The sequence below is a fragment of the Afipia sp. DC4300-2b1 genome (assembly GCF_049895725.1).
GTDB classification, from domain to species: Bacteria; Pseudomonadota; Alphaproteobacteria; order Rhizobiales; family Xanthobacteraceae; genus Afipia; species Afipia broomeae.
Genome location: NZ_JAFCSX010000004.1, coordinates 13,641 through 39,308 on the forward strand (window position 1 = coordinate 13,641; position 25,668 = coordinate 39,308).

22 protein-coding genes, 2 pseudogenes and 1 riboswitch are annotated in these 25,668 nt (G+C 57.1%); of the genes and pseudogenes, 19 read left to right on the forward strand and 5 right to left on the reverse strand.

The window, feature by feature from the left end; genetic code table 11:
* The first annotated feature begins 7 nt into the window (after positions 1–7).
* Positions 8–274 (forward strand): hypothetical protein, encoded by a 267-nt coding sequence (locus ACP7AL_RS16640; RefSeq protein WP_425993036.1) that lies wholly within the window; start codon positions 8–10, stop codon positions 272–274.
* A gap of 36 nt (positions 275–310) precedes the next feature.
* Here ACP7AL_RS16640 and ACP7AL_RS16645 read toward each other — a convergent pair whose 3' ends face one another.
* A complete protein-coding gene (locus ACP7AL_RS16645; protein WP_425993038.1) occupies positions 311–748 on the reverse strand; it encodes a c-type cytochrome in 438 nt (145 codons plus the stop codon).
* Positions 749–1,105: 357 nt separating this feature from the next.
* Between ACP7AL_RS16645 and ppsR the strand changes: the two genes are divergently transcribed.
* Positions 1,106–2,479, forward strand: coding sequence for a transcriptional regulator PpsR (gene ppsR / locus ACP7AL_RS16650; protein ID WP_425993040.1), 1,374 nt, complete (start codon positions 1,106–1,108; stop codon positions 2,477–2,479).
* Position 2,480: 1 nt separating this feature from the next.
* Entirely contained in the window at positions 2,481–4,658 is a 2,178-nt protein-coding gene (locus ACP7AL_RS16655; RefSeq protein ID WP_425993042.1) for a GAF domain-containing protein, read from the forward strand.
* Between the two features lie 27 nt (positions 4,659–4,685).
* On the opposite strand, the gene ACP7AL_RS16660 is transcribed toward ACP7AL_RS16655, so the two are convergent.
* On the reverse strand, positions 4,686–5,360 hold the full coding sequence (locus ACP7AL_RS16660) for a heme oxygenase (biliverdin-producing) (RefSeq protein WP_425993044.1): 675 nt from the start codon (positions 5,358–5,360) through the stop codon (positions 4,686–4,688).
* Positions 5,361–5,403: 43 nt separating this feature from the next.
* Positions 5,404–6,306: a cobalamin B12-binding domain-containing protein gene (locus tag ACP7AL_RS16665; RefSeq protein ID WP_425993046.1), complete on the reverse strand. Its 903-nt coding sequence runs from the start codon at positions 6,304–6,306 to the stop codon at positions 5,404–5,406.
* A 239-nt stretch (positions 6,307–6,545) separates the two neighbouring features.
* Between ACP7AL_RS16665 and bchF the strand changes: the two genes are divergently transcribed.
* Genes bchF through hemA form a run of 14 tightly spaced genes read left to right on the forward strand, consistent with a single transcriptional unit; the run spans position 6,546 to position 22,394 of the window.
* The gene (gene bchF, locus ACP7AL_RS16670) at positions 6,546–7,148 is read left to right on the forward strand and encodes a 2-vinyl bacteriochlorophyllide hydratase (RefSeq protein ID WP_425993582.1); all 603 of its coding nucleotides are present in this window, start codon (positions 6,546–6,548) and stop codon (positions 7,146–7,148) included.
* A complete protein-coding gene (locus tag ACP7AL_RS16675; RefSeq protein ID WP_425993048.1) occupies positions 7,145–8,434 on the forward strand; it encodes a ferredoxin:protochlorophyllide reductase (ATP-dependent) subunit N in 1,290 nt (429 codons plus the stop codon). Before bchF ends, ACP7AL_RS16675 begins: the two co-directional genes overlap by 4 nt.
* A 1-nt stretch (position 8,435) precedes the next feature.
* Positions 8,436–10,025 (forward strand): ferredoxin:protochlorophyllide reductase (ATP-dependent) subunit B, encoded by a 1,590-nt coding sequence (gene bchB, locus ACP7AL_RS16680; RefSeq protein WP_425993050.1) that lies wholly within the window; start codon positions 8,436–8,438, stop codon positions 10,023–10,025.
* On the forward strand, positions 10,000–13,764 hold the full coding sequence (locus tag ACP7AL_RS16685; RefSeq protein WP_425993052.1) for a magnesium chelatase subunit H: 3,765 nt from the start codon (positions 10,000–10,002) through the stop codon (positions 13,762–13,764). Before bchB ends, ACP7AL_RS16685 begins: the two co-directional genes overlap by 26 nt.
* Entirely contained in the window at positions 13,761–14,672 is a 912-nt protein-coding gene (gene bchL, locus ACP7AL_RS16690) for a ferredoxin:protochlorophyllide reductase (ATP-dependent) iron-sulfur ATP-binding protein (RefSeq protein WP_425993054.1), read from the forward strand. The genes ACP7AL_RS16685 and bchL overlap by 4 nt, the downstream gene beginning before the upstream one ends.
* A complete protein-coding gene (bchM, locus tag ACP7AL_RS16695) occupies positions 14,672–15,373 on the forward strand; it encodes a magnesium protoporphyrin IX methyltransferase (protein ID WP_425993056.1) in 702 nt (233 codons plus the stop codon). The genes bchL and bchM overlap by 1 nt, the downstream gene beginning before the upstream one ends.
* Positions 15,370–16,803 (forward strand): PucC family protein, encoded by a 1,434-nt coding sequence (locus ACP7AL_RS16700; RefSeq protein ID WP_425993058.1) that lies wholly within the window; start codon positions 15,370–15,372, stop codon positions 16,801–16,803. The genes bchM and ACP7AL_RS16700 overlap by 4 nt, the downstream gene beginning before the upstream one ends.
* A 22-nt stretch (positions 16,804–16,825) precedes the next feature.
* Complete coding sequence (gene puhA, locus ACP7AL_RS16705; RefSeq protein WP_425993060.1) at positions 16,826–17,587, forward strand: photosynthetic reaction center subunit H; 762 nt, start codon at positions 16,826–16,828, stop codon at positions 17,585–17,587.
* Positions 17,584–18,246, forward strand: coding sequence for a photosynthetic complex putative assembly protein PuhB (gene puhB, locus ACP7AL_RS16710; protein WP_425993062.1), 663 nt, complete (start codon positions 17,584–17,586; stop codon positions 18,244–18,246). The genes puhA and puhB overlap by 4 nt, the downstream gene beginning before the upstream one ends.
* Before the next feature lie 13 nt (positions 18,247–18,259).
* Entirely contained in the window at positions 18,260–18,718 is a 459-nt protein-coding gene (gene puhC, locus ACP7AL_RS16715) for a photosynthetic complex assembly protein PuhC (protein ID WP_425993064.1), read from the forward strand.
* The gene (locus ACP7AL_RS16720) at positions 18,715–19,017 is read left to right on the forward strand and encodes a hypothetical protein (RefSeq protein WP_425993066.1); all 303 of its coding nucleotides are present in this window, start codon (positions 18,715–18,717) and stop codon (positions 19,015–19,017) included. Before puhC ends, ACP7AL_RS16720 begins: the two co-directional genes overlap by 4 nt.
* The gene (gene acsF, locus ACP7AL_RS16725; RefSeq protein ID WP_425993068.1) at positions 19,014–20,105 is read left to right on the forward strand and encodes a magnesium-protoporphyrin IX monomethyl ester (oxidative) cyclase; all 1,092 of its coding nucleotides are present in this window, start codon (positions 19,014–19,016) and stop codon (positions 20,103–20,105) included. The genes ACP7AL_RS16720 and acsF overlap by 4 nt, the downstream gene beginning before the upstream one ends.
* Before the next feature lie 13 nt (positions 20,106–20,118).
* Positions 20,119–21,186, forward strand: a complete 1,068-nt coding sequence (gene puhE, locus ACP7AL_RS16730; protein WP_425993070.1) for a putative photosynthetic complex assembly protein PuhE — start codon at positions 20,119–20,121, stop codon at positions 21,184–21,186.
* A complete protein-coding gene (hemA, locus tag ACP7AL_RS16735) occupies positions 21,183–22,394 on the forward strand; it encodes a 5-aminolevulinate synthase (protein ID WP_425993072.1) in 1,212 nt (403 codons plus the stop codon). The genes puhE and hemA overlap by 4 nt, the downstream gene beginning before the upstream one ends.
* Positions 22,395–22,674: 280 nt before the next feature.
* On the opposite strand, the pseudogene ACP7AL_RS16740 reads toward hemA, so the two are convergent.
* Positions 22,675–22,852: pseudogene (locus ACP7AL_RS16740) on the reverse strand (IS3 family transposase); the annotation flags it as partial.
* 1 nt (position 22,853) lies between these two features.
* Positions 22,854–23,672, reverse strand: a pseudogene (locus tag ACP7AL_RS16745) (Clp protease N-terminal domain-containing protein); the annotation flags it as partial.
* A gap of 168 nt (positions 23,673–23,840) precedes the next feature.
* Between ACP7AL_RS16745 and ACP7AL_RS16750 the strand changes: the two are divergent.
* Both ACP7AL_RS16750 and ACP7AL_RS16755 read left to right on the forward strand, forming a co-directional pair.
* Positions 23,841–24,011 (forward strand): hypothetical protein, encoded by a 171-nt coding sequence (locus ACP7AL_RS16750; protein ID WP_425993074.1) that lies wholly within the window; start codon positions 23,841–23,843, stop codon positions 24,009–24,011.
* A gap of 380 nt (positions 24,012–24,391) precedes the next feature.
* Positions 24,392–24,504: riboswitch (guanidine-I (ykkC/yxkD leader) on the forward strand.
* Between the two features lie 78 nt (positions 24,505–24,582).
* Positions 24,583–25,656 (forward strand): putative urea ABC transporter substrate-binding protein, encoded by a 1,074-nt coding sequence (locus ACP7AL_RS16755; protein WP_425993076.1) that lies wholly within the window; start codon positions 24,583–24,585, stop codon positions 25,654–25,656.
* The last annotated feature ends 12 nt before the right edge of the window (positions 25,657–25,668 follow it).

Sequence of the window (25,668 nt, forward strand, 5' to 3'; positions counted from 1 at the left end):
CTAAGACATGGCCCAATTGTTCGATAGCGGACTTCTCGTGGATATCGTTTTGCTTCTCGTGTTGTTGGAGGCAGGGGTTCTTGCGGCCTATTTTTCTTTCAGAAAAAAAGGCATACCTCTTGCCGATCTCGTTCCCAATCTTCTCGCAGGAGCGTTTTTATTGCTCGCACTGAGAACTGTGCTCTTGGGCGGAGGATGGATGATAGCCTGCGCGTGTCTTGCAGGCGCCGGACTATCGCATGTTATTGATCTCAAACGTCGCTGGCGCAATTGATTGGCCAGCGACGTTCGGATCTCCGATGTGGGAGATTCACTTCTTTTCAGAGAATTTATCGATGTAAGCGATCACGTCCTTGCGTTGCTGTTCGTCAGTCAGCTTGAAAGCCATTTTGGTAGAGCCGGTTGCGAGTTCTGGCTTGCCTTTATCGGTTAAAAATTTCTTCAAGAACGCATTCGGATCCGGAAGATATTGCATGATGAGATCGTTGCTCCAGACCAGCCCGTTTTCGCCCGCTGATTTGTTAAGAGCCGAATAGGCAAAGCCTGGCGCCGTGCCGGATTGCCGGCCGATAATCCCTGTCAGCACCGGACCAACGAGGTTCTTTGCGTCGGGACCGATGCGGTGACAGGTCATGCATTGCTTGAATACAATCTCGCCCTTTGCTGCATCCTGCGCAGTGGCAAAATTCGTCGTAAGAGCGATACCGGCCGCAGCGGTTGCGAAATACTTAATGATATGGGGCACCACATTCTTCTCCCTGGACTCAGTTTGGTATTTGGAACACCTGAGATGTTAAGTTATGTTGACGCATTAGAATATCAAATCTACTTGTCAATGGGCTGGACCTGTGTGGTTTTTAGCCAGCCGTTAACCTGCATATCGCGACCATCAATCGCAATGGAACAAGTTAGTTCCAGCCGTGGGCTCTTGTTTGACGCCAAAAACCTCAAAATGAGGTCACTTTCTTGACTTGGGGGGAAGACTCTGCGCTAAACCGTAAGACCGCGTCGATAGGCAAAAGTGTCAGCTTCACTTGGCACAATTTGTGCTCTATTTGCTTGCAACTTCGCGAAACCTCGATCCTGGATCGGCAGATATAGCCAAATGGCCGCAAAATCCGCAGTCCAACCCGACGTGACGTTGCTCCTCGATATGGATGGCGTGATCCGCGAGGCAACTCTCTCCGCATCGCTGGGAAGTGAAAGCGTCGATGGCTGGCTTGGCCGGGCTTGGACCGAAATTGCTGGGGAAGCAGGTGGGGACAAGATCCGGCGCATGGTCGAAGACGCGCGATCAAGCGGCATTTCGGCATTCCGGCAGATAAATCAACGCTTTCCCAGCGGTCTCGAAATTCCAATGGAATTTACGACGGTTCTGCTCGGTGGCCGGGCAGGGATGCTTGCGATCGGGAAAAACCTGCAGGCCGTCGCCGAACTGCAGACGCGCCTCATTGCGGCCCAGCAGACGATGGAGCGGGACTATTGGAAGTTGCGCGAGATTGAAACCCGATATCGTCTGGTATTCGATGCTTCCAATGAAGCGGTGGTTATCGTTTCCGCTGCAAACCTGCGGATTATCGAAGCTAACCGCGCTGCTGCTCAAGCATTGAACTCGACCCAGCGGCGCAACGAAGATCTCGCCGGTCGTGAGCTTCTTCACGATGTCGCTGCAGCTGATCGCGAAACTGTTCGTGAAATGCTGATGCGCATTAAGGAAAAGGGCAAGGCCCTCAGTATTCTCGTGCATCTCGGGCCTGAAGCTAAACCGTGGATGGTCCGAGGATCATTGATGGCATCGGAGCCCGGTCCGGTTCTACTGCTTCAGTTCACCGCGGCCGCGATCAGTCCAATCGAACAGCCGCGTGAACTCTCAACACTCGAAGGCCTGATCGAGCGTATTCCCGATGGATTTGTGGCGATAGATTCGACGGGTGTGGTGTATCACGCCAATCAATCATTTCTTGATTTGGTTCAGATTGGAGCCAAAAGCTCCGTCATCGGTGAGTCGTTGTCGCGCTGGTTATGGCAGCCGGGTGCAGACCTGACTGCGTTGCTTGCAAACGTAAAAAAACATGGAACCGTAAAACTTTTCACGACAGCGATCCGCGGCGAACTTGGGACTGAAACCGAGGTCGAAATTTCCGCTGCCATCGGCGCTGGCAGCGACTCGAAATCCGTCGGGGTTTTGGTTCGTAATATTGCGCGCCGCCTGCCCGTGCATGGGGAAGGGGACTTGCTTCGCACTGCACTAGGTTCGATCAGCGAGCAGATCGGCAAGTCTTCGTTGCGCAAGCTGGTGAAGAATACCGTCAGCATCGTCGAGCAGCACTACGTCAAGGAAGCGCTTGAACTAGCGGGTGGCAACAGGACCGCAACCGCAGAATTGTTGGGATTGAGCCGACAAAGCCTTTATGCGAAGCTCAGCCGATACGGCCTCGACGATAAGGGGCCGGGGGCCGAGGAAACCACCGAGGACTGATTTGACGTCCTATTCCGTTGCGACTCCCGCATTTGGAAAAGCAGATCTCTCCAATTGCGAGCGGGAAGAGATACATCTCGCGGGCTCTATTCAGCCGCATGGCGCGCTATTGGTGGTCAGCGAACCTGACTATGTCGTGATTCAGGCAAGCGCGAACGCAGCCGAATTCCTCAATCTGAAACAGGTCATCGGACGGGCGCTGTCGGATCTCGATGGCGATCTTCTCGTTCGTATTTTGCCGCACTTGTCGCCCACATCGCAAGGAATGCCGATTGCTGTGCGGTGCCGACTCGGCAGTCCGAGTTCCGAGTTCGATGGTTTGTTGCATCGTCCGCCCGAGGGCGGTCTTGTAATTGAACTCGAACGCGCTGGGCCATCTGTCGACTTCACCCGTCACATCGATACAGCTTTGCAAAAAGTTCGTACCGCCTCATCGGTGCGCTCGCTCTGTGACGAAACGGCCATTCTGTTTCAGGACCGCACGGGTTACGATCGCGTGATGGTTTATCGTTTCGATGACGATGGTCATGGAGAAGTCTTTTCCGAGCGGCGCAGGCCGGAACTCGAAGCGTTTCTCGGTAATCGTTATCCAGCTTCGGATATTCCACAGATGGCGCGCCGGCTTTATGAGCGGACCCGCGTTCGGGTGCTGGTGGATGTAAACTACGCCCCGGTTCCTCTCGAGCCGCGCCTTTCGCCCGCTACCGGTCGCGATCTGGATATGTCGCTCTGTTTTCTTCGGAGCATGTCACCCATCCATCTTCAGTATTTGAAGAACATGGGGGTAGGCGCGACGCTCGTTGTTTCGCTGGTTGTCGGCGGAAAGCTCTGGGGTCTTGTCGCCTGTCATCATTACGAACCGCGCTTTATCCATTTTGAGTTGCGTGCGGTATGCGAATTGCTCGCTGAAGCCATAGCGACGAGAATCGCTGCGCTTGAGAGCTTTGCTCAGAGCCAAGCCGAACTCTTCGCGCAGCGGCTGGAGCAACGCATGATCGAAGCCATATCCCGAGAGGGCGATTGGCGAGCTGCGATTTTCGATACGTCGCAATCTATATTGCAGCCGCTTGGCGCGAGCGGCAGTGCACTGATCTACGAAGGTCAGGTCACCACTGCCGGCGAAGTTCCCGGTACGCATGAGATACGTGCCATCGGAGAGTGGCTGGACAGCAATCCTCACTCGTCCGTTTTCTCAACCGCGTCGCTCGGTATTGACGAAACCAGATTTGCGGCGATTACCCAAGTTGCCAGCGGCATCATGGTCGCTCCCATATCAAATAATCCGGGCGAGTACCTGATCTGGTTTCGGCCAGAGCGGGTTCGCACCGTCACTTGGGGCGGCGATCCGCTTGCTCCATTCGTCATCGGAGATAATCCGCTCGATTTGTCGCCAAGGCGATCATTCGCTCAATGGCATCAGGTGGTTGAGGGCACCTCCGAGCCTTGGGTACCGGCAGATATTGCGGCCGCTCGTCTTATTGGAGAGTCGGTGGCAGATATCGTTCTACAATTTCGAGCGGTTCGCACATTAATTGCTCAGGATCACCTCGAACAGTTCAGCCGGCACGTCCGGACTTCGCATCAGCCTGTTATTATCGCTGACATCGAAGCCAGGATTATTCTCGTGAATGAGGCGTTCACTGCGTTGCTACCAAATGATGCTGCTGAGTTGCGCAAGCTTGAGGATTTGGCTTCGGTATTCCAGCAGCCGGCCGATTTTCTAACAAATATCCGTGAGCTTCTGGAAAATAAGCGGGCCTGGCGCGGTGAGGTGTTGCTGAGGGGCGAAGGTAACAGGGAACGCCCTCTTTTGATCCGCGTCGATCCTGTTCGGCCGTCAAGAGACCGTGTTCTCGGTTTTGTGCTGATCTTTACCGACCTCACCGACCGCAAAGCGGCAGAGGCCGCGCGGAGTCGTTTCCAGGATGGAATTATCGAAAGCCACCGTGTGACAAGTGTTCGGCTGGATTCGAAAGACGACCTTGTTTATCAAAACCTGCTGTCGTCGGTTGTCGAGAATGCGCAACTTGCCGCTCTTGAAATAACCTACGGCGTCGAGACGGGTCGGATCGCTGAGATGTTGGAGAGCGTAAGAAACTCGACGTTACGGACAGCGGAAGTGTTGGAGCACCTGATCTGGCACGCATCCCGCACCTCTAGCTCCGACGGCACGAACTGATCCCGCACCTCAACCGTTGCCGGATTGCTACCCAGACCTGATAGAAGCGGCTCGTTGTACGGCCATCGAGAGGTCAATGTTGAGCGAGAATGCCAGCGCGCCTTCTTCGATCACGGCTTCAGGATCTTTTGCCGAGGCCCCAGCAAGATCCAGCGCCTCGCGATATTCTTTCTTCAACAACGACAAGTCTTCATACTGCGGGAAATCATAGAAATTGAGTTCGGACGGAGAGAGTTCAAGCGATCGTATGAGCAAGCGCTGCAGAATGAGACCGCCGCTAAGGTCGCCTAGATATCGCGCATAAGCATGGGCGATCAATCGATCGCCGCCTTCGGTCGCTGCATCTGCAACCTTGCGAGCGTAATTCTCTCCGGCGGGCAAGAGGGGAACTTTGTCCGCCCAGCCTTTCCCGCACAATGCTTCGAGATCGGATTGAATTGCTGGGCCGCGGTCAAGCTTATATATGGCAAGCGCTCTCATTGCTGGCGAATTACCATGCTGCTCAAGGCCGCTTTCCAATTCGCGATAGGCCGGAAGAAGATTTCTGAGAAATAAAATGTATTCGTCGCGGCACGCTTCGCCGCGCAACAGTTCGTTGATCACGCCTGTTCCTTCTGCTTCGACATGCAGTGCTTTGGTTCGCTGATATAATGCTGTTACGACGCTGACGGGCTGCGAGTTCACTTGGACCGCAACATTCATCGCGAATTTCCCCCTCTGGTCGCGGCATTCGCTTGCCGCTTATCTACTTATCCCCTTGCGCATTCGCATGTGCAGTCTTTTCAGTGATCAGCTTCCAGGCTTGTTGCGGTGCAGTAGCCGCATCAATCGACATCATATCTGCGCCGAGTGATGCCACAAGCTCAGGATGAGAGATTAACATCGGTCCACCGAGCATTATGCCGACATGCCTGTTACGCGAGTCGCGGCGTATATCTTCAATATCCTTACGCAGTTCGTTGAGCCGCCGATCACTGCAAACTGAAAATCCGACGATGTCAAACCACTGATTCTGCAAGAGTGATGTCAGTTCGCGATGCGACAGGAACGGGCCGGTACAAAGGTTCCAGCCAGACCGCCGGAAAAATTCTGCAACGATAGACAAACCAAAACTATGTTGTTCCCCTGGAATGACTGTCAACAGGGCCGACTCGCCCCCGGTCTCCCGATCCTGCTCGGTCAGGAAGGACTCACCCAACTTGCGCAGTATGCGCTGCATGCGGCTGACGCCGAGGGTCACGTTTGCGAAGTCTGTCGTGTCCGCTTCCCACATCGCCCCAAGATGCCGAGCTGTTGGCGTCAGCAGATCCAGGAAAACCGCTTCCACGGTCATTCCTTGCATCAAAAGGTTATCGACGAAATCGAAGGGCGCGTCGTCGCTGGATCCAATCACCACAGCCGCAAACTGAACAGCTTTTGCCGAATCGCCATCGGTAATTTCGACCGGTTTCGGCGGAGACCGCAGCGCCATTACAATCTTGGGGATGATCTCGGTCTTGAATTTGCGAACAACGTTGACGGGAGGCAACGCAGGTTTAAAGCGCCAAAGCGGTTTGGCTGCTCTTGTGGGCTTTGACCTGCTCACATGCATCGATGCGCTGTCGCCGTTTGTACCGGCTGCGAATGATTGCTCGTTCACGTCGGTCATTTTTCACTCCCCCAGTATTTAGATCGGTAGTCTTCTTGTTCGTCAAGTTTGATTTACGTTAGCTTTAGTTGACACTACTCCAAACGAGGATTAGCCTCCCTTGAAATGAGAGCCCGCACATAGGGAGTGGCGCGGTGCATTTTCGAGAAACTACCGAGAGGAAAGAGGCTGAAAACGGTGAGCGGTCGCCGAGAGAGCTGCATTTCTCATCAAGGCCATCGCATCACTCAGACGGATTTCTGTCAAATAGTCTTTACAATTACGAGCGTAAGTTTTTCGCTGCATCTGCTAACGGTAATTCTCAATCTTTCGATTCAGCCTCCCGGGTTTGCTCGACGGTTGAACGAGCCAAGACACTCTATACAGCCGACGAACGGCAACGCCGCGACGCAACAAAATGGACCCTTGTTCAAGGTGTTCTGGCGCCGGTTCAATTCGTGATCTTTCTGATCAGTCTTGCTTTGGTTGTTCGATGCCTCGCGACAGGGGAGGGGTTTGCCGCGGCGACCGCATCCGTCGTTATCAAGACGATCGCGCTCTACGCCATTATGGTGACCGGAGCGATCTGGGAGCGGGAAGTCTTCGGCGTTTATCTGTTTGCACGCGCGTTTTTCTGGGAAGACGCTTTCAGCTTTGTCGTTATTGCGCTGCACACTGCTTATCTCGTAGCACTGTTCTTCGGGCTCGGCGATCACCGTGACCAGATGCTGATCGCCCTGGCGGCCTACGCAACTTACGTCGTCAACGCCACCCAGTTCATTCTCAAGCTCCGGGCTGCGCGACGCGACGAGGTCGCGGCGCTATCGGCGGCTCGCTCTGCACATTCGGGGGGTCTCGTATGACTGTCCGTGTTGCAGCCTGTACGGAAGGCTTTGAAAAGCGACCGCCAGCAAGTCAGGTAAGACGTGAAAGCGGACAGCGTGAAGTTTTTTGCGGCTTGACGGGTATCGTCTGGCTTCACCGTAAGATTCAGGACGCGTTTTTTCTCGTGGTCGGCTCTCGCACGTGTGCGCATCTCATCCAATCGGCAGCGGGCGTGATGATCTTTGCGGAGCCGCGATTTGCCACCGCTATCATGGAGGAAAAGGATCTCGCCGGACTGACCGATGCGAATATCGAACTGGATCGAATCGTTACGCAGCTGATTGAACGGCGGCCGGATATCCGTCTGCTGTTTTTGGTGGGGTCGTGCCCTTCCGAAGTTATCAAGCTCGATCTGTCGCACGCGGCCTTGAGACTGTCCCAGACGTTTTCTCCGGCGGTGAGAATTCTGAATTATTCAGGTAGCGGTATCGAGACAACATTCACGCAAGGCGAGGATGCGTGTCTCGCCTCGCTCGTCCCCGTGCTTCCCCCCGCGAGGACGAGCGAGAGTACTCTTCTGGTCGTGGGAGCGCTTGCGGATGTGGTGGAGGACCAGTTCGCGCGATTGTTCGATATGCTCGGAATCGGATCGGTCGGGTTTTTGCCTCCGCGAAAATCCACCGCTCTTCCAGCCATCGGCCCCAATACGAAATTCCTTCTCGCGCAGCCGTTTCTTGCCGACACCGCTCGTGCTCTTCAGGACCGTGGCGCAACGCGGCTCGCGGCGCCGTTCCCGCTTGGTGCGGAAGGGACAACGGCCTGGGTCAAAGCTGCTTCGGATTGTTTCGGGGTCGATTCGGCACATTTCCACGAGGTCACACAGCCCTATCGCGCGCGAGCCGAGCGGGCACTGGTTCGCTATCGCGATCAGTTGGCAGGACGTCGAATTTTCCTATTTCCCGATTCGCAAATCGAAATTCCGCTGGCACGCTTTCTGTCGCGCGAACTGGGGATGAAGCTCGTCGAGGTGGGTACGCCCTATCTCCATCGCGAGCATCTCGCCGAAGAGCTGCAGTTGCTGCCGGAAGGGACATCGCTTTCGGAAGGGCAGGACGTCGATCTACAACTTGATCGTTGTCTTGCAGAGCGGCCGGACCTGGTGCTTTGCGGTCTTGGTCTCGCTAATCCACTCGAAGCTAAAGGGCTCACGACAAAATGGTCCATCGAACTGATCTTCACACCTGTTCAGGGCTACGAGCAGGCGGCGGACCTCGCTGAACTTTTTGCGCGCCCGCTCGTTCGCCGCGCGAAACTGGTGGGATGATATGCAACTGACGGTCTGGACATACGAAGGACCACCCCATGTCGGAGCGATGCGCATCGCAACGGGTATGGAAGGTCTGCACTATGTGCTGCACGCGCCGCAGGGCGATACCTACGCCGACCTCCTGTTCACGATGATCGAGCGCCGTGACAAGCGGCCGCCGGTGACTTACACGACCTTTGCCGCGCGCGACCTTGGCGGCGACACCGCCGAACTGTTCAAGACCGCGGCAAAAAATGCTTACGAGCGCTTTCAGCCGCAGGCTATGATCGTAGGTGCGTCCTGTACCGGCTCGCTGATTCAGGACGATCCGGGCGGGCTCGCGCGTGCGCTCAATCTGCCGATACCCGTCGTGACGGTGGATCTGCCGGCCTATCAGCGCAAGGAAAACTGGGGCGCTGCCGAAACCTTCTATCAACTGGTCCGTGCGATCGCTGGTCCATCGGCTCCTGCGCCCGGCACGAAACGTCCGGCGCGAGCTGAAGGCGTGAGGCCGCGATGTAATCTGCTTGGGCCGACGGCGCTTGGATTTCGTCACCGGGATGATGTGACCGAAATCAAGGCCTTGCTTGCTGAGCTTGGCATCGACGTGAGCGTGACAGCGCCGATGGGATCCAGTCCCGCAGATCTCGCCCGTCTCGGCGACGCTGATTTCAATGTCGTACTGTATCCTGAAATTGCCTCGCAGGCAGCATCGTGGCTGCAACGCTCCTTTGATCAGCCATTTACGAAAACGATTCCGATCGGCGTGTCCGCCACGCGCGACTTCATTAAGGAAGTCGCTTCACTGGCGGGCATCCATTCGTCCGCAGCGATTGGAAGGCTGAATTCGCGACTTCCTTGGTATTCGCGCTCGGTCGATTCAACGTATCTTACCGGTAAGCGAGTTTTCATCTTTGGCGATGCGACACATGCCGTTGCCGCAGCCCACATTGCTTCAGACGAACTTGGATTTAAGGTGGTCGGGCTCGGCACTTATAGCCGCGAATTCGGACGCGAAATTCGCGAGGCGGCAAAGATCTATGGCGTGGAGCCTTTGATTACAGACGACTATCTCGAAGTCGAGGCGAAGGTTGCCGAACTGCAACCCGAACTCGTGCTCGGTACTCAGATGGAGCGCCATATCGCCAAGCGTCTCGGCGTTCCATGTGCCGTAATTTCAGCGCCGGTTCACGTGCAGGATTTTCCAGCGCGATATGCGCCGCAAATGGGTTTCGAAGGTGCAAACGTCATTTTCGATACCTGGGTCCATCCCCTGATGATGGGCCTCGAAGAACACCTGCTGGCGATGTTTAAGGACGATTTCGAATTTAAGGACGGGGCGTTGCCATCACATCTTGGACTGGGGCACGCGATGCCGGTCGCCTCCAGGCCGGATGAGACCGGCCCTAGCTACGCTGCGTCCGTTCCCGACCCTGCGTTAGCCGGGGCAATCGTCTGGGCTCCCGATGCCGAGAAGGAGCTGCACAAGATTCCCTTCTTCGTTCGCGGCAAAGCCCGAAGGAATACCGAACGCTTCGCCAACGAAAACGGCGTTGCAACCATTACAGTCGAGACACTCTACGATGCCAAAGCGCATTACGCCCGCTGACGCGACACCGATCCGTGTCGTTGTCGTGACCATGGACAGTCATCTGTCAGGTGCGGCTGCGCGTTCGCGCCAAACCTTAGGGCGTGATTTTCCGGGTCTTGAGTTGTCGGTTCATGCCGCAGACGAGTGGGGCAGCGACGAGGCCGCTTTGGATCGCTGCAAGGCGGATATCGCACGGGGTGACATCGTTATCGCGACGATGCTGTTTCTCGACGACCATGTTCAGATGGTCTTACCTTCGCTTGCCGCCCGCCGGCGTGATTGCGACGCCATGGTGTGCTGCATGTCGGCGAGCGAAATCGTCAAGCTGACGCGCGTCGGAAAATTCGACATGAGCGCCGAAGCGCTTGGCGCGATTTCATGGCTCAAGCGGCTGCGAGGCAACCGCAAGGGTTCGGGCGGCGGCAAGGGCGAGATGAAGATGCTGCGGCAACTGCCGAAGCTGTTGCGTTTCATTCCCGGCACCGCGCAGGATATGCGCGCCTACTTCCTGACATTGCAGTACTGGCTTGCCGGCTCCGAGCAGAACATCGCGAACATGGTCCGTCTGCTGATCGATCGCTATGCCGACGGACCGCGACGTGGCCTGCGTGGTATCGCGAAAGCGGGTACGCCTATCGATTACGTTGATATCGGCGTTTATCACCCACGCATGAAGGAGCGGATCGCCGAGACGCTCGACAAACTGCCTTCTGCGAAATTGCAGCCGGTCGATGGCCACGGAGAGCGCGGCACGGTGGGCATACTGCTGCTGCGATCCTATCTTCTTGCTGGAAATACAGGTCACTACGACGGTGTGATCGCGGCACTGGAAGCGCGCGGCCTGCGGGTCATTCCGACCTTTGCGAGCGGCCTCGATCAGCGCCCCGCGATCGAGCGGTACTTCATGAAGGACGGCCGCTGCACAGTCGATGCGGTAGTGTCATTGACCGGCTTCTCATTGGTCGGCGGTCCTGCTTACAATGATTCAAAGTCAGCCGAGGATATCCTCGCCAGGCTCGATGTGCCGTACGTTTCTGCGCATCCGGTTGAATTCCAGACTCTCGAGCAGTGGGGTGCTTCCAGCCGTGGCCTGATGCCGGTGGAAAGCACTATCATGGTTGCGATACCTGAACTCGATGGCGCCTCAGGACCAATGGTCTATGGCGGCCGGTCCGATGGCGCAGGCGCGCCCTGTACCGGTTGCGAGCGGTCCTGCACATTCTCGCGCTCGGAAATCAAGGGCGACATGCACGTGTGCATGGAGCGCGCAGAGATGCTGGCAGCGCGAACGGCTCGCCTCGTCGCGCTGCGGCGGTCGAATCTCGCCGATCGCAAAGTGGCAGTCGTGCTGTTTAATTTCCCTCCGAACGCGGGCAACGCCGGAACGGCTGCATATCTTTCAGTCTTCGAATCGCTCCATCGAACGCTGGCCGCGATGAAGCGCGAGGGCTATCACGTCGATGTGCCGGATAGCGCCGATGCGTTGCGTGAGAAGATCGTCACGGGCAACGCTGCACGCTTCGGCGCGGATGCCAACGTCCACGTGCGGATTCCGGTTGGGGATCATGTTCGGACTGAACGATGGCTGCGCGAGATCGAAGCGCAATGGGGATCCGCGCCCGGCCGACACCAAAGCGACGGAAGCTCCATTTTCGTTCTCGGCGAGCGCTTTGGGAATGTCTTTGTCGGAATTCAGCCGGCGTTCGGATATGAAGGCGACCCGATGCGGCTTCTGTTCGAGAAGGGCTTTGCGCCGACGCATGCTTTCTCGGCCTTTTATCGCTGGTTGCGCGAGGACTTCGGCGCCAACGCCGTCCTTCATTTCGGCACGCACGGCGCGCTGGAGTTCATGCCCGGCAAGCAAGCGGGAATGTCGGGTGCTTGCTGGCCGGATCGCATGATCGGCGAGTTGCCTAATCTCTACCTCTATGCATCCAACAACCCGTCCGAGGGGACGATCGCTAAGCGCCGTTCGGCGGCGACGCTGATCAGCTATCTCACTCCGCCCGTTGCATATGCCGGATTGTATCGCGGCCTTGCCGATCTCAAGGCGTCGATCGAGCGATGGCGTGCATTGCCGCCGGGTGAGATCGCGGAAAGTGATCATCTGGCCACACTCATTCAAGCACAGGCCAGCGCGCTCGATCTGGCTGCCGCAGAACCTGCCTGGGGCATCGAAGCTCACGAAGTAATTCTGAAATTGACCGAAGCGGTTCTCGAACTCGAATACACTTTGATACCGCATGGCCTTCATGTCGTCGGAGAGGTTCCGTCCGTTGAGCAGAGGATAGAGATGTTGCAGGCCGTGGCGGATGCTTCGCGTGGCCTCCGGCCTGAAAAGGAACTGCTGAAACGGCTCATTGCGGGTGATGCGCCGGAGTCTTTAACCGGACGCGAAGGCCCGGACGCCGCACTCCGGCTTTCTCTATACAAGCAATTGGCCGAGACTGATCGTCTGATTTCTGTCGATCACGAAATCCCGAGCCTTCTTCGAGCTCTGGATGGAAGATTTGTCCGCCCGGCGCCCGGTGGAGATCTTCTGCGTACGCCGGCGATCCTGCCGACCGGCCGCAATCTTCACGGCTTCGACCCGTTCCGCATTCCAAGCGCGTACGCTGTTCAGGATGGCGCACGACAGGCGCAGCGTTTGATCGAAAAGCACGCCGCTGAAGGAAATGGCCTCCCGGAATCGATCGCTATTGTTCTCTGGGGCACGGACAATCTGAAGCACGAGGGCGCGCCGATCGGCCAAGTGCTTTCTCTGCTCGGCGCTCGCCCGCGCTTCGATGGCTATGGCCGCCTGACCGGCGCTGAGCTCATTCCTCTCGCGGAACTCGCACGACCGCGGATCGATGTCATTGTCACTATGTCGGGTATCTTCCGCGATCTGTTGCAGCTGCAAATCAAGCTGCTTGCCGAAGCTTGCTTTCTTGCCGCTTCCGCCGATGAGCCCTCGGAAATGAATTTCATCCGCAAGCATGCTCTCGCTTATCAGCAACAGCATGGATGCGATTTCGAGACGGCCTCATTGCGTGTCTTCGGTAACGCTGATGGAGCATACGGCTCCAACGTCAATCATCTGGTCGAAAACAGCCGATGGGAAGACGAGGACGAACTCGCTGAGACCTACACGCGGCGCAAGAGCTTTGCCTATGGCCGAAAGGGCCAGCCTGTCCAGCAGGCAGCACTTCTCAAGAGCGCACTCGCTGATGTTGATCTTGCGTACCAAAACCTGGATTCGGTTGAACTCGGCGTGACGACCGTCGATCACTATTTCGACACGCTTGGCGGCATCAGCCGCGCGGTGCGCCGCGCGAAAGGCGGTGGCAGCGCGCCGGTCTACATCGGAGACCAGACGCGTGGTGATGGTACCGTCCGGACATTGTCAGAGCAGGTCGCGCTCGAAACCCGCACCCGCATGCTCAATCCGAAATGGTATGAGGGCATGCTTAAGCACGGTTATGAAGGCGTCCGCCAGATCGAAGAGCACGTCACGAACACGATGGGCTGGTCGGCCACTACCGGAGCGGTCGCGCCCTGGGTTTACCGGCAGCTGACCGAGACCTTCGTTCTCGATCCGGAGATGCGCGAGCGCCTCGCCACACTCAATCCTGTTGCTTCGGCGAAAGTGGCCAACCGCCTGATCGAAGCTCACGAACGCAAATACTGGTCTCCGGACCCCGAAATGCTCGACGTCCTGCGCAGGGCAGGCGAAGAGCTTGAAGATCGCCTTGAAGGCGTGGGAGTGGCCGCATGAACATCGTAACCAAGCCATCCACTTTAAAAAGTCCGTCCTGCTGTGGGGACGGCGAGGGCAGCGTCCAGGTTCAGCTTGATCCCACGCTGAAGATAGGAACGGCCAAGGTCTTCTCAGTGTATGGGAAGGGCGGCATCGGGAAAAGCACGACGTCCTCGAATTTGTCAGTGGCGTTCTCAAAGCTCGGTAAGCGAGTTTTGCAAATCGGTTGCGATCCCAAGCACGATTCAACATTCACACTGACCAAGCGTCTTGTACCGACAGTCATCGATGTACTGGAATCGGTGAATTTTCACGCGGAAGAGCTTCGCCCGGAAGACTTCGTGTTCGAAGGCTACAACGGCGTCATGTGCCTCGAAGCGGGCGGGCCGCCTGCGGGGACCGGCTGCGGCGGCTATGTTGTCGGTCAAACAGTGAAGCTTCTCAAGGAGCACCATCTGCTCGAAGATACCGACGTGGTGATCTTCGATGTTCTTGGCGATGTGGTGTGCGGGGGTTTTGCAGCTCCGCTGCAGCATTCGGATCGCGCGCTCATCGTGGCTGCAAACGACTTCGATTCCATCTTTGCGATGAATCGCATCGTCGCGGCGATCGAGGCGAAATCGAAGAACTATGGCGTCCGACTTGGTGGCGTCATTGCGAACCGAAGCGCCGCGACCGACCAGATTGACCGCTATACGGAGAAAGCAAATCTGAAGCGGATCGCGCATTTCCCTGATCTCGACATCATTCGCAAGAGCCGTCTGAAGAAATCGACTTTGTTCGAAATGGACGAGACGCCGGAGCTGAAGGCTGTCCAGGATGAATACATGCGGCTCGCGACCGATCTTTGGGATGGCAAGGAAGCGCCACTGAAAGGCACTTCCTTGAAAGATAGAGAAATCTTCGATCTTCTGGGATTCGACTGATGTCCATCGCAACATACCTTCAACGGCGCGGAGAGCTTGAGACCTACTTCGATCGGACGGCGGTCGATGCTTGGGCCAAGCTCACTTCCGATGCGCCGGTCGGTCGAATTCGCGCAACCGTGCGTGCGGGCCGCGATGAGATGCGAAAAACGCTTCTGTCATGGCTGCCCGACAATATGAGTGGCGCGCGCGTGCTCGATGCGGGATGTGGTACCGGCGCACTTTCCATCGAGGCTGCGCGACGGGGCGCGAGGGTTGTTGCTATCGATCTTTCTCCAACGTTGGTAGCCGTGGCGCGGGATCGAATTCCGGCAGACATCGATCCATCGTCTATCGATTTTACGTCTGGCGATATGCTCGAGCCAAAGCTCGGAAAGTTCGACTTCGTCGTCGCAATGGACTCGCTTATTCACTACGAGGCTCATGACATTTGCAGGGTTATGGCCGGATTGGCAGCGCGCACTCGGCATTCCTTGCTGATTACGTTCGCCCCGAAGACACCTGCGCTTGCAGTTATGCATGCAGTTGGACGGCTTTTTCCGCGCGGTGATCGCGCGCCCGCGATCGAACCGGTAAGCGAACGGAAACTTTTGCGGTTGTTTACAACAGACATTGATCTCAATGGCTGGAAGTCAGGCCGAACTCATCGGGTCACTAGCGGTTTCTACAAGTCACAGGCATTGGAGATGATCCCCCAATGACTCAGATCTCCGCGACACTCGCAAAGGGATGGATGCGGCTTGGCAAGCGATTCCTCCCGTTTGCGGACGCGGCAACGAAAGAACTTCCGCTCGGACGCCTGATGCGCTTGTCACTGTTTCAGGTTTCGGTCGGCATCTCCATTGTGCTTCTTAACGGAACGCTCAATCGAGTCATGATCGTCGAGCTAGGCGTATCGACCTTGCTCGTTTCGCTGATGGTATCGCTACCGCTAGTGTTCGCACCGTTCCGCGTTCTGATCGGGTTCAAGTCTGACAATCATTTCTCGGTTCTGGGCTGGCGGCGCGTGCCCTATATCTGGATGGGTACGCTCCTGCAGTTTGGCGGTTTTGCGGTCATGCCATTTGCCCTTCTCGTTTTGTCTGGCACCGGCGAATGGCCTTCGGAATTTGGACAGGTTGGCGCGGCCTTGGCGTTCCTGATGGTCGGAGCTGGACTGCATACGACACAGACGGCAGGCCTTGCTCTGGCGACCGATCTGGCGCCCCCCGAAGCGCGCCCGCGCGTAGTGGCTTTTCTTTACGTCATGCTGCTGTTCGGCATGGTTGGGAGCGCTTTCTTATTCAGCCAGCTTCTCGCAAACTTTGATGAGATTCGCCTCATCCAGGTTATTCAAGGTGTGGCTGTTACGCAGCTGCTTCTCAATATTGTCGCGCTCTGGAAACAGGAGCCGCGCAATCCGGCGCTTACGGCTGCAAATCGGGCGCCTGCCGTGTTTCAGGATTCATGGGCGAAGTTCCGCAGATCCGGCGGATCGGTCCGCGTTTTGGTGGCCGTCGCGCTCGGGACTGCTGCATTTTCAATGCAGGATATTCTGTTGGAGCCTTATGGCGCCGAGATCCTCAGGCTGACCGTTGGACAGACGACGGCGCTGACGGCGTTTTTCGCGCTGGGAACGCTCGCCGGGTTTGGCATAGCTGCACGAACGCTGGGACGTGGTGCCGATCCGTATCGCATCGCGGGTTTCGGCGCGGCAGCTGGTGTGTTTGCCTTCTCCGCTGTCATTTTTGCCGCGCCGCTGGATTCGGTTCTTCTGTTCCGCATCGGTACGGCATTCATCGGTTTCGGCGGTGGATTGTTTGCGGCGGGCACGCTGACTGCCGCCATGGCGATTGCGCGCGATGGCGAGAGTGGTCTTGCGCTGGGTACTTGGGGAGCTGTTCAGGCGACGTCAGCTGGTGTCGGAATTGCATTGGGCGGCGGTATCCGCGATGCGGTTTCATCGCTGGCGTCAAGTGGCGCGCTCGGCCGCGCTCTCACCGATCCCTCAACGGGATACAGTGTCGTCTATCACATCGAAATTGCTTTGTTGTTCGCCACTCTGGTTGCGATAGGGCCGCTCGTGCGTACGGCACATGCTCGTCAATCGCAGCCATCATCAAAATTCGGCCTTGCCGAATTTCCAGGTTAGCTAACGAGAAGGAGGTCGTCTGATGCAAGCCGGCGCCTATATGGATGTAGCACAGGTTACACTTTACGTGTTTTGGATATTCTTCGCGGGGCTGGTGTTTTACTTGCGGCGCGAAGACAAGCGCGAGGGATATCCGCTTGAATCGGATACAGGCGGTGGCGGCGTCGCTCATGGGTTTCCGCGAATGCCGGATTCCAAATCGTACAAGCTCAGCAACGGACACATCGCGACTCTTCCCAACCACAAAAACGATCGCCGCAATGCTCCAGTTGCACCGATTGCACCGTGGCCCGGTGCGCCGCTGGAGCCGACGGGAAATGCCATGCTGGATGGTGTCGGGCCCGGTTCTTATGCCGACCGTGAAGATGTACCGGAACTCACGATGGATAAGGTTCCGTGTATCGTGCCGTTGCGCGTCGCCAAGGGGACGTACCTGGAGGCGCGCGATCCCGATCCGCGCGGTATGAATGTGATCGGTGCAGATCGCGAAATCGCCGGTGTCGTGACGGACGTGTGGGTCGATCGTGCGGAAGCGCTGATCCGTTATCTCGAGGTTGAAGTCGCGGGAGCAGGAACGCGAGTGCTACTGCCGGTGCCGTTCGCCAAGATCAACAGCCCGCGTGGACGTGTTTCGGTCAAAGCGCTTCTTGGCGCGCAGTTCGCGAACGTGCCCAGGACGGCGAGTCCAGATCAGGTTACTAAGCTCGAGGAAGACAAGATCGTCGGTTACTACGGCGCCGGAACCCTCTATGCGACGCCGTCAAGACAGGAGCCAATCCTGTGAAACACGATCCGGGTCAATTTCAGAAACTTCCTTCGCCGCTTCCGGCTGGGGAAAGAGTTGTCTGGCAGGGACGGCCGACTTTCAAGGGGCTCGCGCTCAGAGCCTTTCACATCAGGGAGGTCGGGATTTATTTCGGCCTGCTCCTGATGTGGAGGCTCTGGTCGAACTGGTCGAATGGCGCTTCGCTCAGCGAAGCGACGACCTCCGCATTGTGGCTGATTGCTCCGGCTATCAGCGGCATCGCTATTCTGGCGGTACTCGCATGGCTGTTTCGCCGGTCCTCCTGCTACACGATTACCAATCGGCACGTTCTTCTTCACTTCGGTGTCGCGCTCCCGATCACGATGACCATTCCGTTGACGAAGATCGCGAGTGCAGCGTTGAGAACCTATCGCGACGGCAGCGGCGATATTCCGCTCAAGCTCGCCGATCACGATCGCGCCTCCTATCTTCTGCTGTGGCCGCATATCCGGCCGTGGCGGCTTCGTCTCTCCGAGCCCATGCTTCGTTCGGTGCCTGATGCCGCCTTGGTCGCTGCCAGACTGGCGGAAGTGCTGTCGGGGCAGCCGGGTCCCGTGGCGGTGTCCCTCTCGCGATTGGCTCAGGACCGGGCTCCCGTGAGCGCGGTCTCGCATTCCCCAACCACAGCCGCAGCCTGAATGGAGAGCAGTCATGAGCGAAGCCGTTCGCGATAGTACACTTCCCAAAGGTGCATTGTTGAGCGCAATCGCACTCGTGCTGTTCGCTCTCGTGATGGTGACGGCGGCACGTTTGACTGGCCTGGGAAGTACCCGCATGACCTTGCCGGCGGTTGTCGAAAGCCGCGATCTTCGGTTTGAAGACGGCAACGATGGTGCGGTTCTGGTGTTTGACGCGCATGACCGAAACCTTGTGGACAGCCTCGCGCCGGGAACCAATGGCTTCGTGCGTGTCGTGTTGCGCGGCCTCGCCCGCGAACGCCGCATGAATGAAATCGGACAGCAACCGCCGTTTCGTCTTTCGCGCTTTCAGAACGGGCAAATGACCTTGCTGGACACTTCGACAAACAAGCAGATCGATCTGGCCGCGTTCGGATCAAGCAATGCCGAAGCTTTTGCGCGGCTTCTGCCTGTTAGAGGAGGTGCAAAATGAGCCTTTGGAAAACAGGCAGGAAAAGTTTTGACGTCCCATGCACGGTGGAAATCGAGCAGACGCCGGAAACGCTGCATGCGCATGTCGTGCTCGACGGCGCAATCGACATTCAGCCCGGCGACGAAGTCACCGTGCATGACGCGCCAACACGCGTGAATTTCGGCGAGCGCCTCGTTGTCCGGCGCACGGCGACGGTGGTGCGTGCAGGTCCGATCGAGCGGATGCGCGCACGGTTGGAAGGGTATCTCGAACTGACAGAACTTTATGAAGTCAGTTTCTCGGACGGGAGGGCGTCATGATCCCCATGGAAGGCGGAACTCAAGGAAGCCTGCGTGTCAACGCCAAGGTCAATGCTGAAAGCACTGAAATGGCGCGAGAGGATACAATCCTCAGCCCACGTTTCTATACGACCGATTTCGAAGCGATGGATCGCCTCGATGTCGGGCTCGTGCGGTCGGAGTGGAATGCGGTTATCAAGGAACTGCGTGCGGACCACAACAAATCGCATTTCGTCAAGACCGATGAGTTCAATACCGATCTTGAGAATCTTCCGCCCGAACTGCGCAAGGAGTTCAAGGATTTTCTTGTCAGTTCGCTGACAGCGGAATTTTCAGGCTGCGTTCTGTATGCAGAGATCAAGAAGCGCATCAAGAATCCGGACATTCAGGAGCTCTTTAGCTACATGAGCAGGGATGAGGCTCGTCATGCGGGGTTCATCAATGAGATCCTCAAGGATCATGGCATCGGCGTTGATCTCAGCTTTCTGACGCGCGCGAAGAAATACACTTACTTCAAGCCGAAGTTCATCTTCTATGCGACCTACCTTTCGGAGAAGATTGGATACGCCCGCTACATCACGATCTTCAGACAGCTTGAGCGGCATCCGGAGCGGCAATTTCATCCGATTTTCCGCTGGTTCGAAAAATGGTGCAACGACGAGTTCCGCCACGGCGAGGCGTTCGCGCTCCTGATGCGTGCAGATCCCGCGCTGCTGCAGGGAATGAACAAGCTGTGGATCAAGTTCTTCCTGCTCGCCGTTTTTGCGACCATGTATGTCCGCGATCACATGCGTCCGGCATTCCATGAAGCTATCGGCATGGATCCGACCGACTACGATTTCGAGGTATTCCGCATCACCTCCGAGATATCGAAGCAGGTCTTCCCGGTCGTGCTCGATCTCGAAGATCCGCGGTTCCTGGCCGGTCTTGAACGGCTTCGTTCAATATCCGAAGCGATTGCAGACAGCCGCGCGCAGGGCGGGATTTTCGGGAAGCTTAAACGGGTGGGACTGTCGGCTGCGGCTGCGATAGCGTTTGCACGTCTGTTCCTGCTCCCTGCCAAAAAGAACGAACTGCCGAGAGACATCTGCCTTCAGCCAGCTTGGTGACAGGAGCGGAGTTATGGCCTCACATTTTGTTCCACCGATCTACGCCGCATTCATTTGGTGGTTCAGCACTGGGGCCGTGCTTCTTCTTGTCGGACTTTCAACACGCTTTGATGGGTTGCGCAAATGCGCAGCAGTCATCCTTGCTGTTGTTTCACTTTACTGGCTTTTTGCTACACGTAACGAAGTCAGCGTAAGCGGTGCGTACCTCGCATTTACCGGCACCATTCTGTTATGGGGCGCACAGGAGATCGCATTTCTATCAGGCTGGATTACTGGATCGAGCCGTGAACCGTGTCCGGCAGGTGCGAAAGGCTTCTTGCGCTTCAGCCTCGCACTTCAGGCCATTCTTTATCACGAGCTGCTGTTGCTTGCGTCCGGTGCCGCAACGATGATCCTGACCTGGAACAGTCCAAATCAGATCGGTGTGTGGACATTCGCCGCTCTGTGGGTTTTGCGGCAAAGCTCGAAGATCAATCTTTTTCTCGGCGTTCCCGTCACCAATGACGAGTTGATGCCGGAAACGGTCAGTTTCCTGAAGACATTTTTCACCCGGAAACCGGTAAGTGCCTTCTTTCCGATATCCGTCACGCTATCGACGGCTGTTCTGGTCATCATGATTCAGCGTACCGTTGAGGTGGCAGTCACTCCCTTCGATATCGCAGGATTGTCGCTCGTCTCGACGCTTTTTGCTCTCGGTATCCTCGAGCATTGGTTCATGCTTTTGCCCCTGCCTGCAATGACATTGTGGGGCTGGGGAGTGCGGTCAAAATCTGAGCCCTTATCTGCAACGGCCCGGCCGATCGGGCGTGTCGCCAACGAGGCCCCTTTGCACGCGACCGTCACGCAGCTGACAATCGCACCTGCGCCGTCGCTTCAGGTAGCTTCCGTTCAGTCCCCCGGTGTTGGATTGACCGTCGTGCGTGGCGATCCGAAGCCAAAGCAGGCGCATTGCGCACGGCAGAGACTTGAAGATCAGTTTCGTCAAACATTTCGAGAGCAGGTCGCAAGAACAGATACCGCTGCGACTCGGATGGCAACCGGCGCTGAAACAATTACAACGGGAATCGGGAGGATGACATGAATTACGAATCTTATTTCCGCAGACAGCTTGAAGGCCTCCACCGTGAAGGGCGCTATCGTGTCTTTGCCGACCTTGAGCGCAAAGCCGGCCAGTTCCCGCTTGCGAAGCATCACCGTCCGAGCGGAGCGGGCGAAGTCACCGTGTGGTGTTCAAACGATTATCTTGGGATGGGCCAGCATCCAGCGGTTATTGCCGCCATGCATGAAGCGATCGATAGCTGCGGCGCGGGCGCCGGCGGTACGCGCAATATCGCTGGGACAAATCATTACCATGTCCTGCTTGAGCAGGAACTTGCCGATCTTCATGGCAAGGAAGCAGCTCTGCTGTTTACGTCCGGATATGTGTCGAACGTGGCGTCGCTTAGCACACTGGCGTCCCGAATGCCGGGTTGCATCATCCTGTCGGATGAACTGAACCATGCGTCGATGATCGAGGGTATCAGGCACAGCCGCAGCGAAACACGCGTGTTTGCTCATAACGATCCGCGCGATCTGGAGAGGAGGCTGTCTGACATCGATCCGCATGCACCGAAGCTCGTGGCCTTCGAGTCGGTGTATTCAATGGACGGAGATATCGCACCGATTGCGGAGCTTTGCGATGTCGCTGAAGCTTATAATGCGATGACATACCTCGATGAGGTTCACGGCGTTGGATTGTATGGCCCAAAGGGCGGCGGTATCGCCGATCGGGAAGGTCTAAGCCATCGCCTGACGGTTATTGAGGGCACGCTCGCAAAGGCATTCGGCGTCATCGGCGGTTACGTTGCCGCGTCCGCGACAATCTGCGATTTCATCCGCAGCTTCGCATCGGGCTTTATATTCACTACGTCATTGCCGCCGGCAGTCGCCGCGGGCGCCCTGACCAGCATCCGCCACCTGAAATCCAGCTCGGTGGAGCGCGAGCGCCATCAGGATCGCGTCGCACTGCTGAGATCGCGACTTGACCAAGCGGGCGTGGCCCACATGCGTAACCCAAGCCATATCGTGCCGGTGATGGTGTGCGATCCGGTACTATGCAAGCAGATCAGCGACATGCTGATCGACCGGTACGGCATTTACGTACAGCCGATCAATTATCCCACTGTCCCTCGCGGGGCAGAGCGGCTGCGCATTACGCCATCGCCACACCACACCGATGCTGACATCGAACACTTGGTGAATGCGCTGGCGGAAATCTGGGCGGAGGTTGGTCTTGCAAAAGCAGCATGAGGATGTCGAGCCTCGATCGGCTTAGTAAGCTCTCTTTGGGCGCTCGGTCGATCTGGTTGCAGGCGATGAGGTAGCGCGCAAAAGGCCGGCCCCGGACGTTTATTTGAAGCGCTGCAGGAATTTGACCTCGCAGGGTCAGATTGCATCGCCATCGAAGACTCGCGCCACGGGCTGGTGTCAGCGCTCGGAGCCGGAATAGCGGTCGTTGTTATGCCAGTATGTACAGCAGTTCTGATGACTTTACGGGCGCCCTGGCGGTTCTAAAAAAGCCTGGAGGATTGCGGCGTGCAACCCCGATCGCCAGACATTCCCTGGTAAACTCGTCGATCAGCGTCATGAGCCGGCTTATGGCCATCATGGGTCTGCGCCTCGACGAAGTCGTAGCTCCAGACATGGTTACGATGCTGTGGCCGCAAACGGATGCAGGATCTGTCGTTGAGCCACAGCCGGCCGCGCCGTCAGGCGAATGATGTCGCGGTCCAGCAGATCGAGTTCTTCCGGCTTGGAATCAACCTGCATCTTTAGCCGCGCCGCGGCCTCGTCCATCAGGTCGATGGCTTTGTCCGGCAGGAAGCGGTCGGTGATGTAGCGGTTCGACAGCGTGGTCGCAGCCACCAATGCGGAATCGGTGATTCGCACGCCGTGATGTTGCTTGTACTTGTCCTTCAGGCCGCGCAGGATCGAGATGGTGTCCTCGACCGTGGGTTCGCCGACATAGATAGGCTGGAAACGCCGAGCCAGCGCCGGATCCTTTTCAACATGCTTCTGGTACTCGTCGAGGGTGGTCGCGCCGATACAGTGCAACTCGCCGCGCGCCAGCGCGGGCGCGGCGCGACCCTTGCGCAGCGCTTCGATCGCGGCGTTGAGATTTTGCGCGGTCACGCCGCCCTTGCTCCGGATAGCGCCGGCCTCGCTGTTCGTGTCTATCGCAAGACCAAGGAGCAGACGCTCGACGGTAACGAAGCTGTCGCCGGCCTTCTCGGCGGCCTTCTCGGCAGCATCGAAGGCGCGCGCCAGTTCCGGCGCGAGATAAACATGCCCGGCGCCACTTCCGGAAACCTTCGGCTGCTTGTTCAGCGCCTCTTCAGTGGCCGTCAGGATGGCGCGAGAGTTTCCGCCAGCACGATCGATCAGACCGCTCGCCCGCCCCTCATTGTCGTCGAGCAGCACCTTCAGCAGATGCAGCGTCGAGAATTGCTGATGGCCGTCGCGCATGGCAAGCGACTGCGCCGACTGGATAAAGCCGCGCGCCCGCTCGGTGTATTTTTCAATATTCATTGTTTGCTTCCCTCGGCCGGCCGTTCCGCCCCCAAAGGCACCGATGCAGCATCTTCATTGGGGCCGCTGACCGCATTGACATTCGTCAACCGCCGCCGACCTTTGGACCGGCTGAGGATCTTGGCGGTTTTCTGATCGTATCTGGAGGAACCGAGAGGTGGAGTGGGAATGGGAACTCCGCCAGCCGTGCTGGCTGCTCACTTCGCGCGAGATGGGCACACAATTCTTGCCGCAGATACAGATCCCGGCTCTATCGCATCATACGTTGCCACGCAGATTTTGAATTTCGAGCCAGGACAGCCGTTGCAGAACGTGGTCGATCGCCAGCGCGGCTACTGATTACTGCGGAATTGAGAAGGGCTTGGGCAGCCGCCTTCCCTTGACGTTCTAACCTTCTGACGCGGGCTTACAAGCCGTGCTGGAAAAAATCCTCCGCTCGCTTTCCGGCAAGAAGCCGAACCGGCCGTGCAGGCCGCGCGCCAACGTGATCAGTATGTTTCGGATCAAAATCACTCGAGAGTCCTTTCGAGCACAGGGATAATCGAATGTGCGCGGGACGAGCCATAAAGGACAGTTTCAAATAAGTGCATAGGGTGCGCAGTTATTGGGCAATTGCCTTCGGACAGGGCCGGCCAGCACAGATCACGACGTGCCTGTTCGGGGAAATTCATTGTGTTTCAATGAATCTTAGTTTGGCACGCCTTCTGCATCCATCCGGTTGAGTTGGTTGCTAGGGTTCCGGCTTTGCGCAATGCAGGGCGCTGGTCCGAGAGCGGCCGCTTGTGGGAGAGACATCCCCACAGGTGCACGGCGGGACAAAAGCCCGGGAGACCTCGTCGGCCAAGGGATTGGCGGAGCGATGGTCTGTCGCCATTCCCTTTTTGTAATTTTTTTACAAGAGGGATCTGCAATGAACAAACTCACATCCTTTCTCCGCTCTGTCGCTGTCGCTTCCGCATTAACGGCAGCGCTCGCGTCGGCTGCCTACGCGGCACCAAAGAAAGACTTCAAGATTGCCTGGTCGATCTATGTCGGCTGGATGCCGTGGGGTTATGCGGCGGATACCGGCATCGTCAAGAAATGGGCGGACAAATACGGCATTACGATCGAAGTGAAGCAGTTCAACGACTATGTTGAGTCGATCAACCAGTACACTGCTGGCGCATACGATGCGGTGACCATCACCAATATGGACGCATTGTCGATTCCGGCTGCGGGCGGGGTAGATACGACGGCTGTCATTATGGGTGACTTCTCCAACGGCAATGACGCGATCATCCTGAAGGGGAAGTCCGATCTTGCTGCGATCAAGGGCCAGAAGATCAATCTGGTCGAATTCTCGGTCTCGCATTATCTGCTGGCGCGTGCGCTTGAGACAAAGAAGCTCGCCGAGAAAGACGTCAAGGTTGTCAACACTTCGGACGCCGATCTCGCGGCGGCTTACAAAACACCGGAAGTAACTGCGGTAGTGACCTGGAATCCGATTGTATCGGAAATTCTCGGCGCAAAGGATGCGAAGAAGGTATTCGATTCCTCGCAGATTCCGGGCGAGATTATGGACCTGATGGTCGCCAACACCGCGGTGGTGAAGGAGAATCCGGACTTCGCGAAGGCCCTGGTCGGTATCTGGTATGAGACGACCGCCAAAATGAACGCGGCGGGTGCTGATGGCAAAGCGGCGAAGGAAGCCATGGCCAAAGCATCGGGCACCGATCTCGCCGGCTTCGACAGCCAACTCGCATCGACAAAACTTTTCGACAAGCCTGCGGACGCGGAAGCCTTCACCAAGAGCAAGACTGTTGGAACGACGATGGACCGCGTGCGCAAGTTCCTCTTCGAAAAGGAGTTGCTGGGCAAGGGCGCGAAGTCCGTTGATGCCGTCGGGATCGAGCTCGGCGACAAGTCTGTGCTTGGAGACAAAGCCAATGTGAAGTTGCGGTTCGATGCGACCTACATGGACGCCGCAGCAAAGGGCAAGCTCTGAACGGAGCGTTGA

Coding starts and splice junctions, on each gene's coding strand:
- ACP7AL_RS16720 (WP_425993066.1), top strand. CDS start 18,715: ATGAGCCTTTGGAAAACAGGCAGGAAAAGTTTTGACGTCCCATGCACG.
- puhC (WP_425993064.1), top strand. CDS start 18,260: ATGAGCGAAGCCGTTCGCGATAGTACACTTCCCAAAGGTGCATTGTTG.
- bchL (WP_425993054.1), top strand. CDS start 13,761: ATGAACATCGTAACCAAGCCATCCACTTTAAAAAGTCCGTCCTGCTGT.
- ppsR (WP_425993040.1), top strand. CDS start 1,106: ATGGCCGCAAAATCCGCAGTCCAACCCGACGTGACGTTGCTCCTCGAT.
- puhE (WP_425993070.1), top strand. CDS start 20,119: ATGGCCTCACATTTTGTTCCACCGATCTACGCCGCATTCATTTGGTGG.
- hemA (WP_425993072.1), top strand. CDS start 21,183: ATGAATTACGAATCTTATTTCCGCAGACAGCTTGAAGGCCTCCACCGT.
- acsF (WP_425993068.1), top strand. CDS start 19,014: ATGATCCCCATGGAAGGCGGAACTCAAGGAAGCCTGCGTGTCAACGCC.
- bchM (WP_425993056.1), top strand. CDS start 14,672: ATGTCCATCGCAACATACCTTCAACGGCGCGGAGAGCTTGAGACCTAC.
- ACP7AL_RS16755 (WP_425993076.1), top strand. CDS start 24,583: ATGAACAAACTCACATCCTTTCTCCGCTCTGTCGCTGTCGCTTCCGCA.
- ACP7AL_RS16640 (WP_425993036.1), top strand. CDS start 8: ATGGCCCAATTGTTCGATAGCGGACTTCTCGTGGATATCGTTTTGCTT.
- ACP7AL_RS16675 (WP_425993048.1), top strand. CDS start 7,145: ATGACTGTCCGTGTTGCAGCCTGTACGGAAGGCTTTGAAAAGCGACCG.
- ACP7AL_RS16665 (WP_425993046.1), bottom strand. CDS start 6,306: ATGACCGACGTGAACGAGCAATCATTCGCAGCCGGTACAAACGGCGAC.
- ACP7AL_RS16700 (WP_425993058.1), top strand. CDS start 15,370: ATGACTCAGATCTCCGCGACACTCGCAAAGGGATGGATGCGGCTTGGC.
- puhA (WP_425993060.1), top strand. CDS start 16,826: ATGCAAGCCGGCGCCTATATGGATGTAGCACAGGTTACACTTTACGTG.
- bchB (WP_425993050.1), top strand. CDS start 8,436: ATGCAACTGACGGTCTGGACATACGAAGGACCACCCCATGTCGGAGCG.
- ACP7AL_RS16660 (WP_425993044.1), bottom strand. CDS start 5,360: ATGAATGTTGCGGTCCAAGTGAACTCGCAGCCCGTCAGCGTCGTAACA.
- ACP7AL_RS16750 (WP_425993074.1), top strand. CDS start 23,841: ATGGGAACTCCGCCAGCCGTGCTGGCTGCTCACTTCGCGCGAGATGGG.
- ACP7AL_RS16685 (WP_425993052.1), top strand. CDS start 10,000: ATGCCAAAGCGCATTACGCCCGCTGACGCGACACCGATCCGTGTCGTT.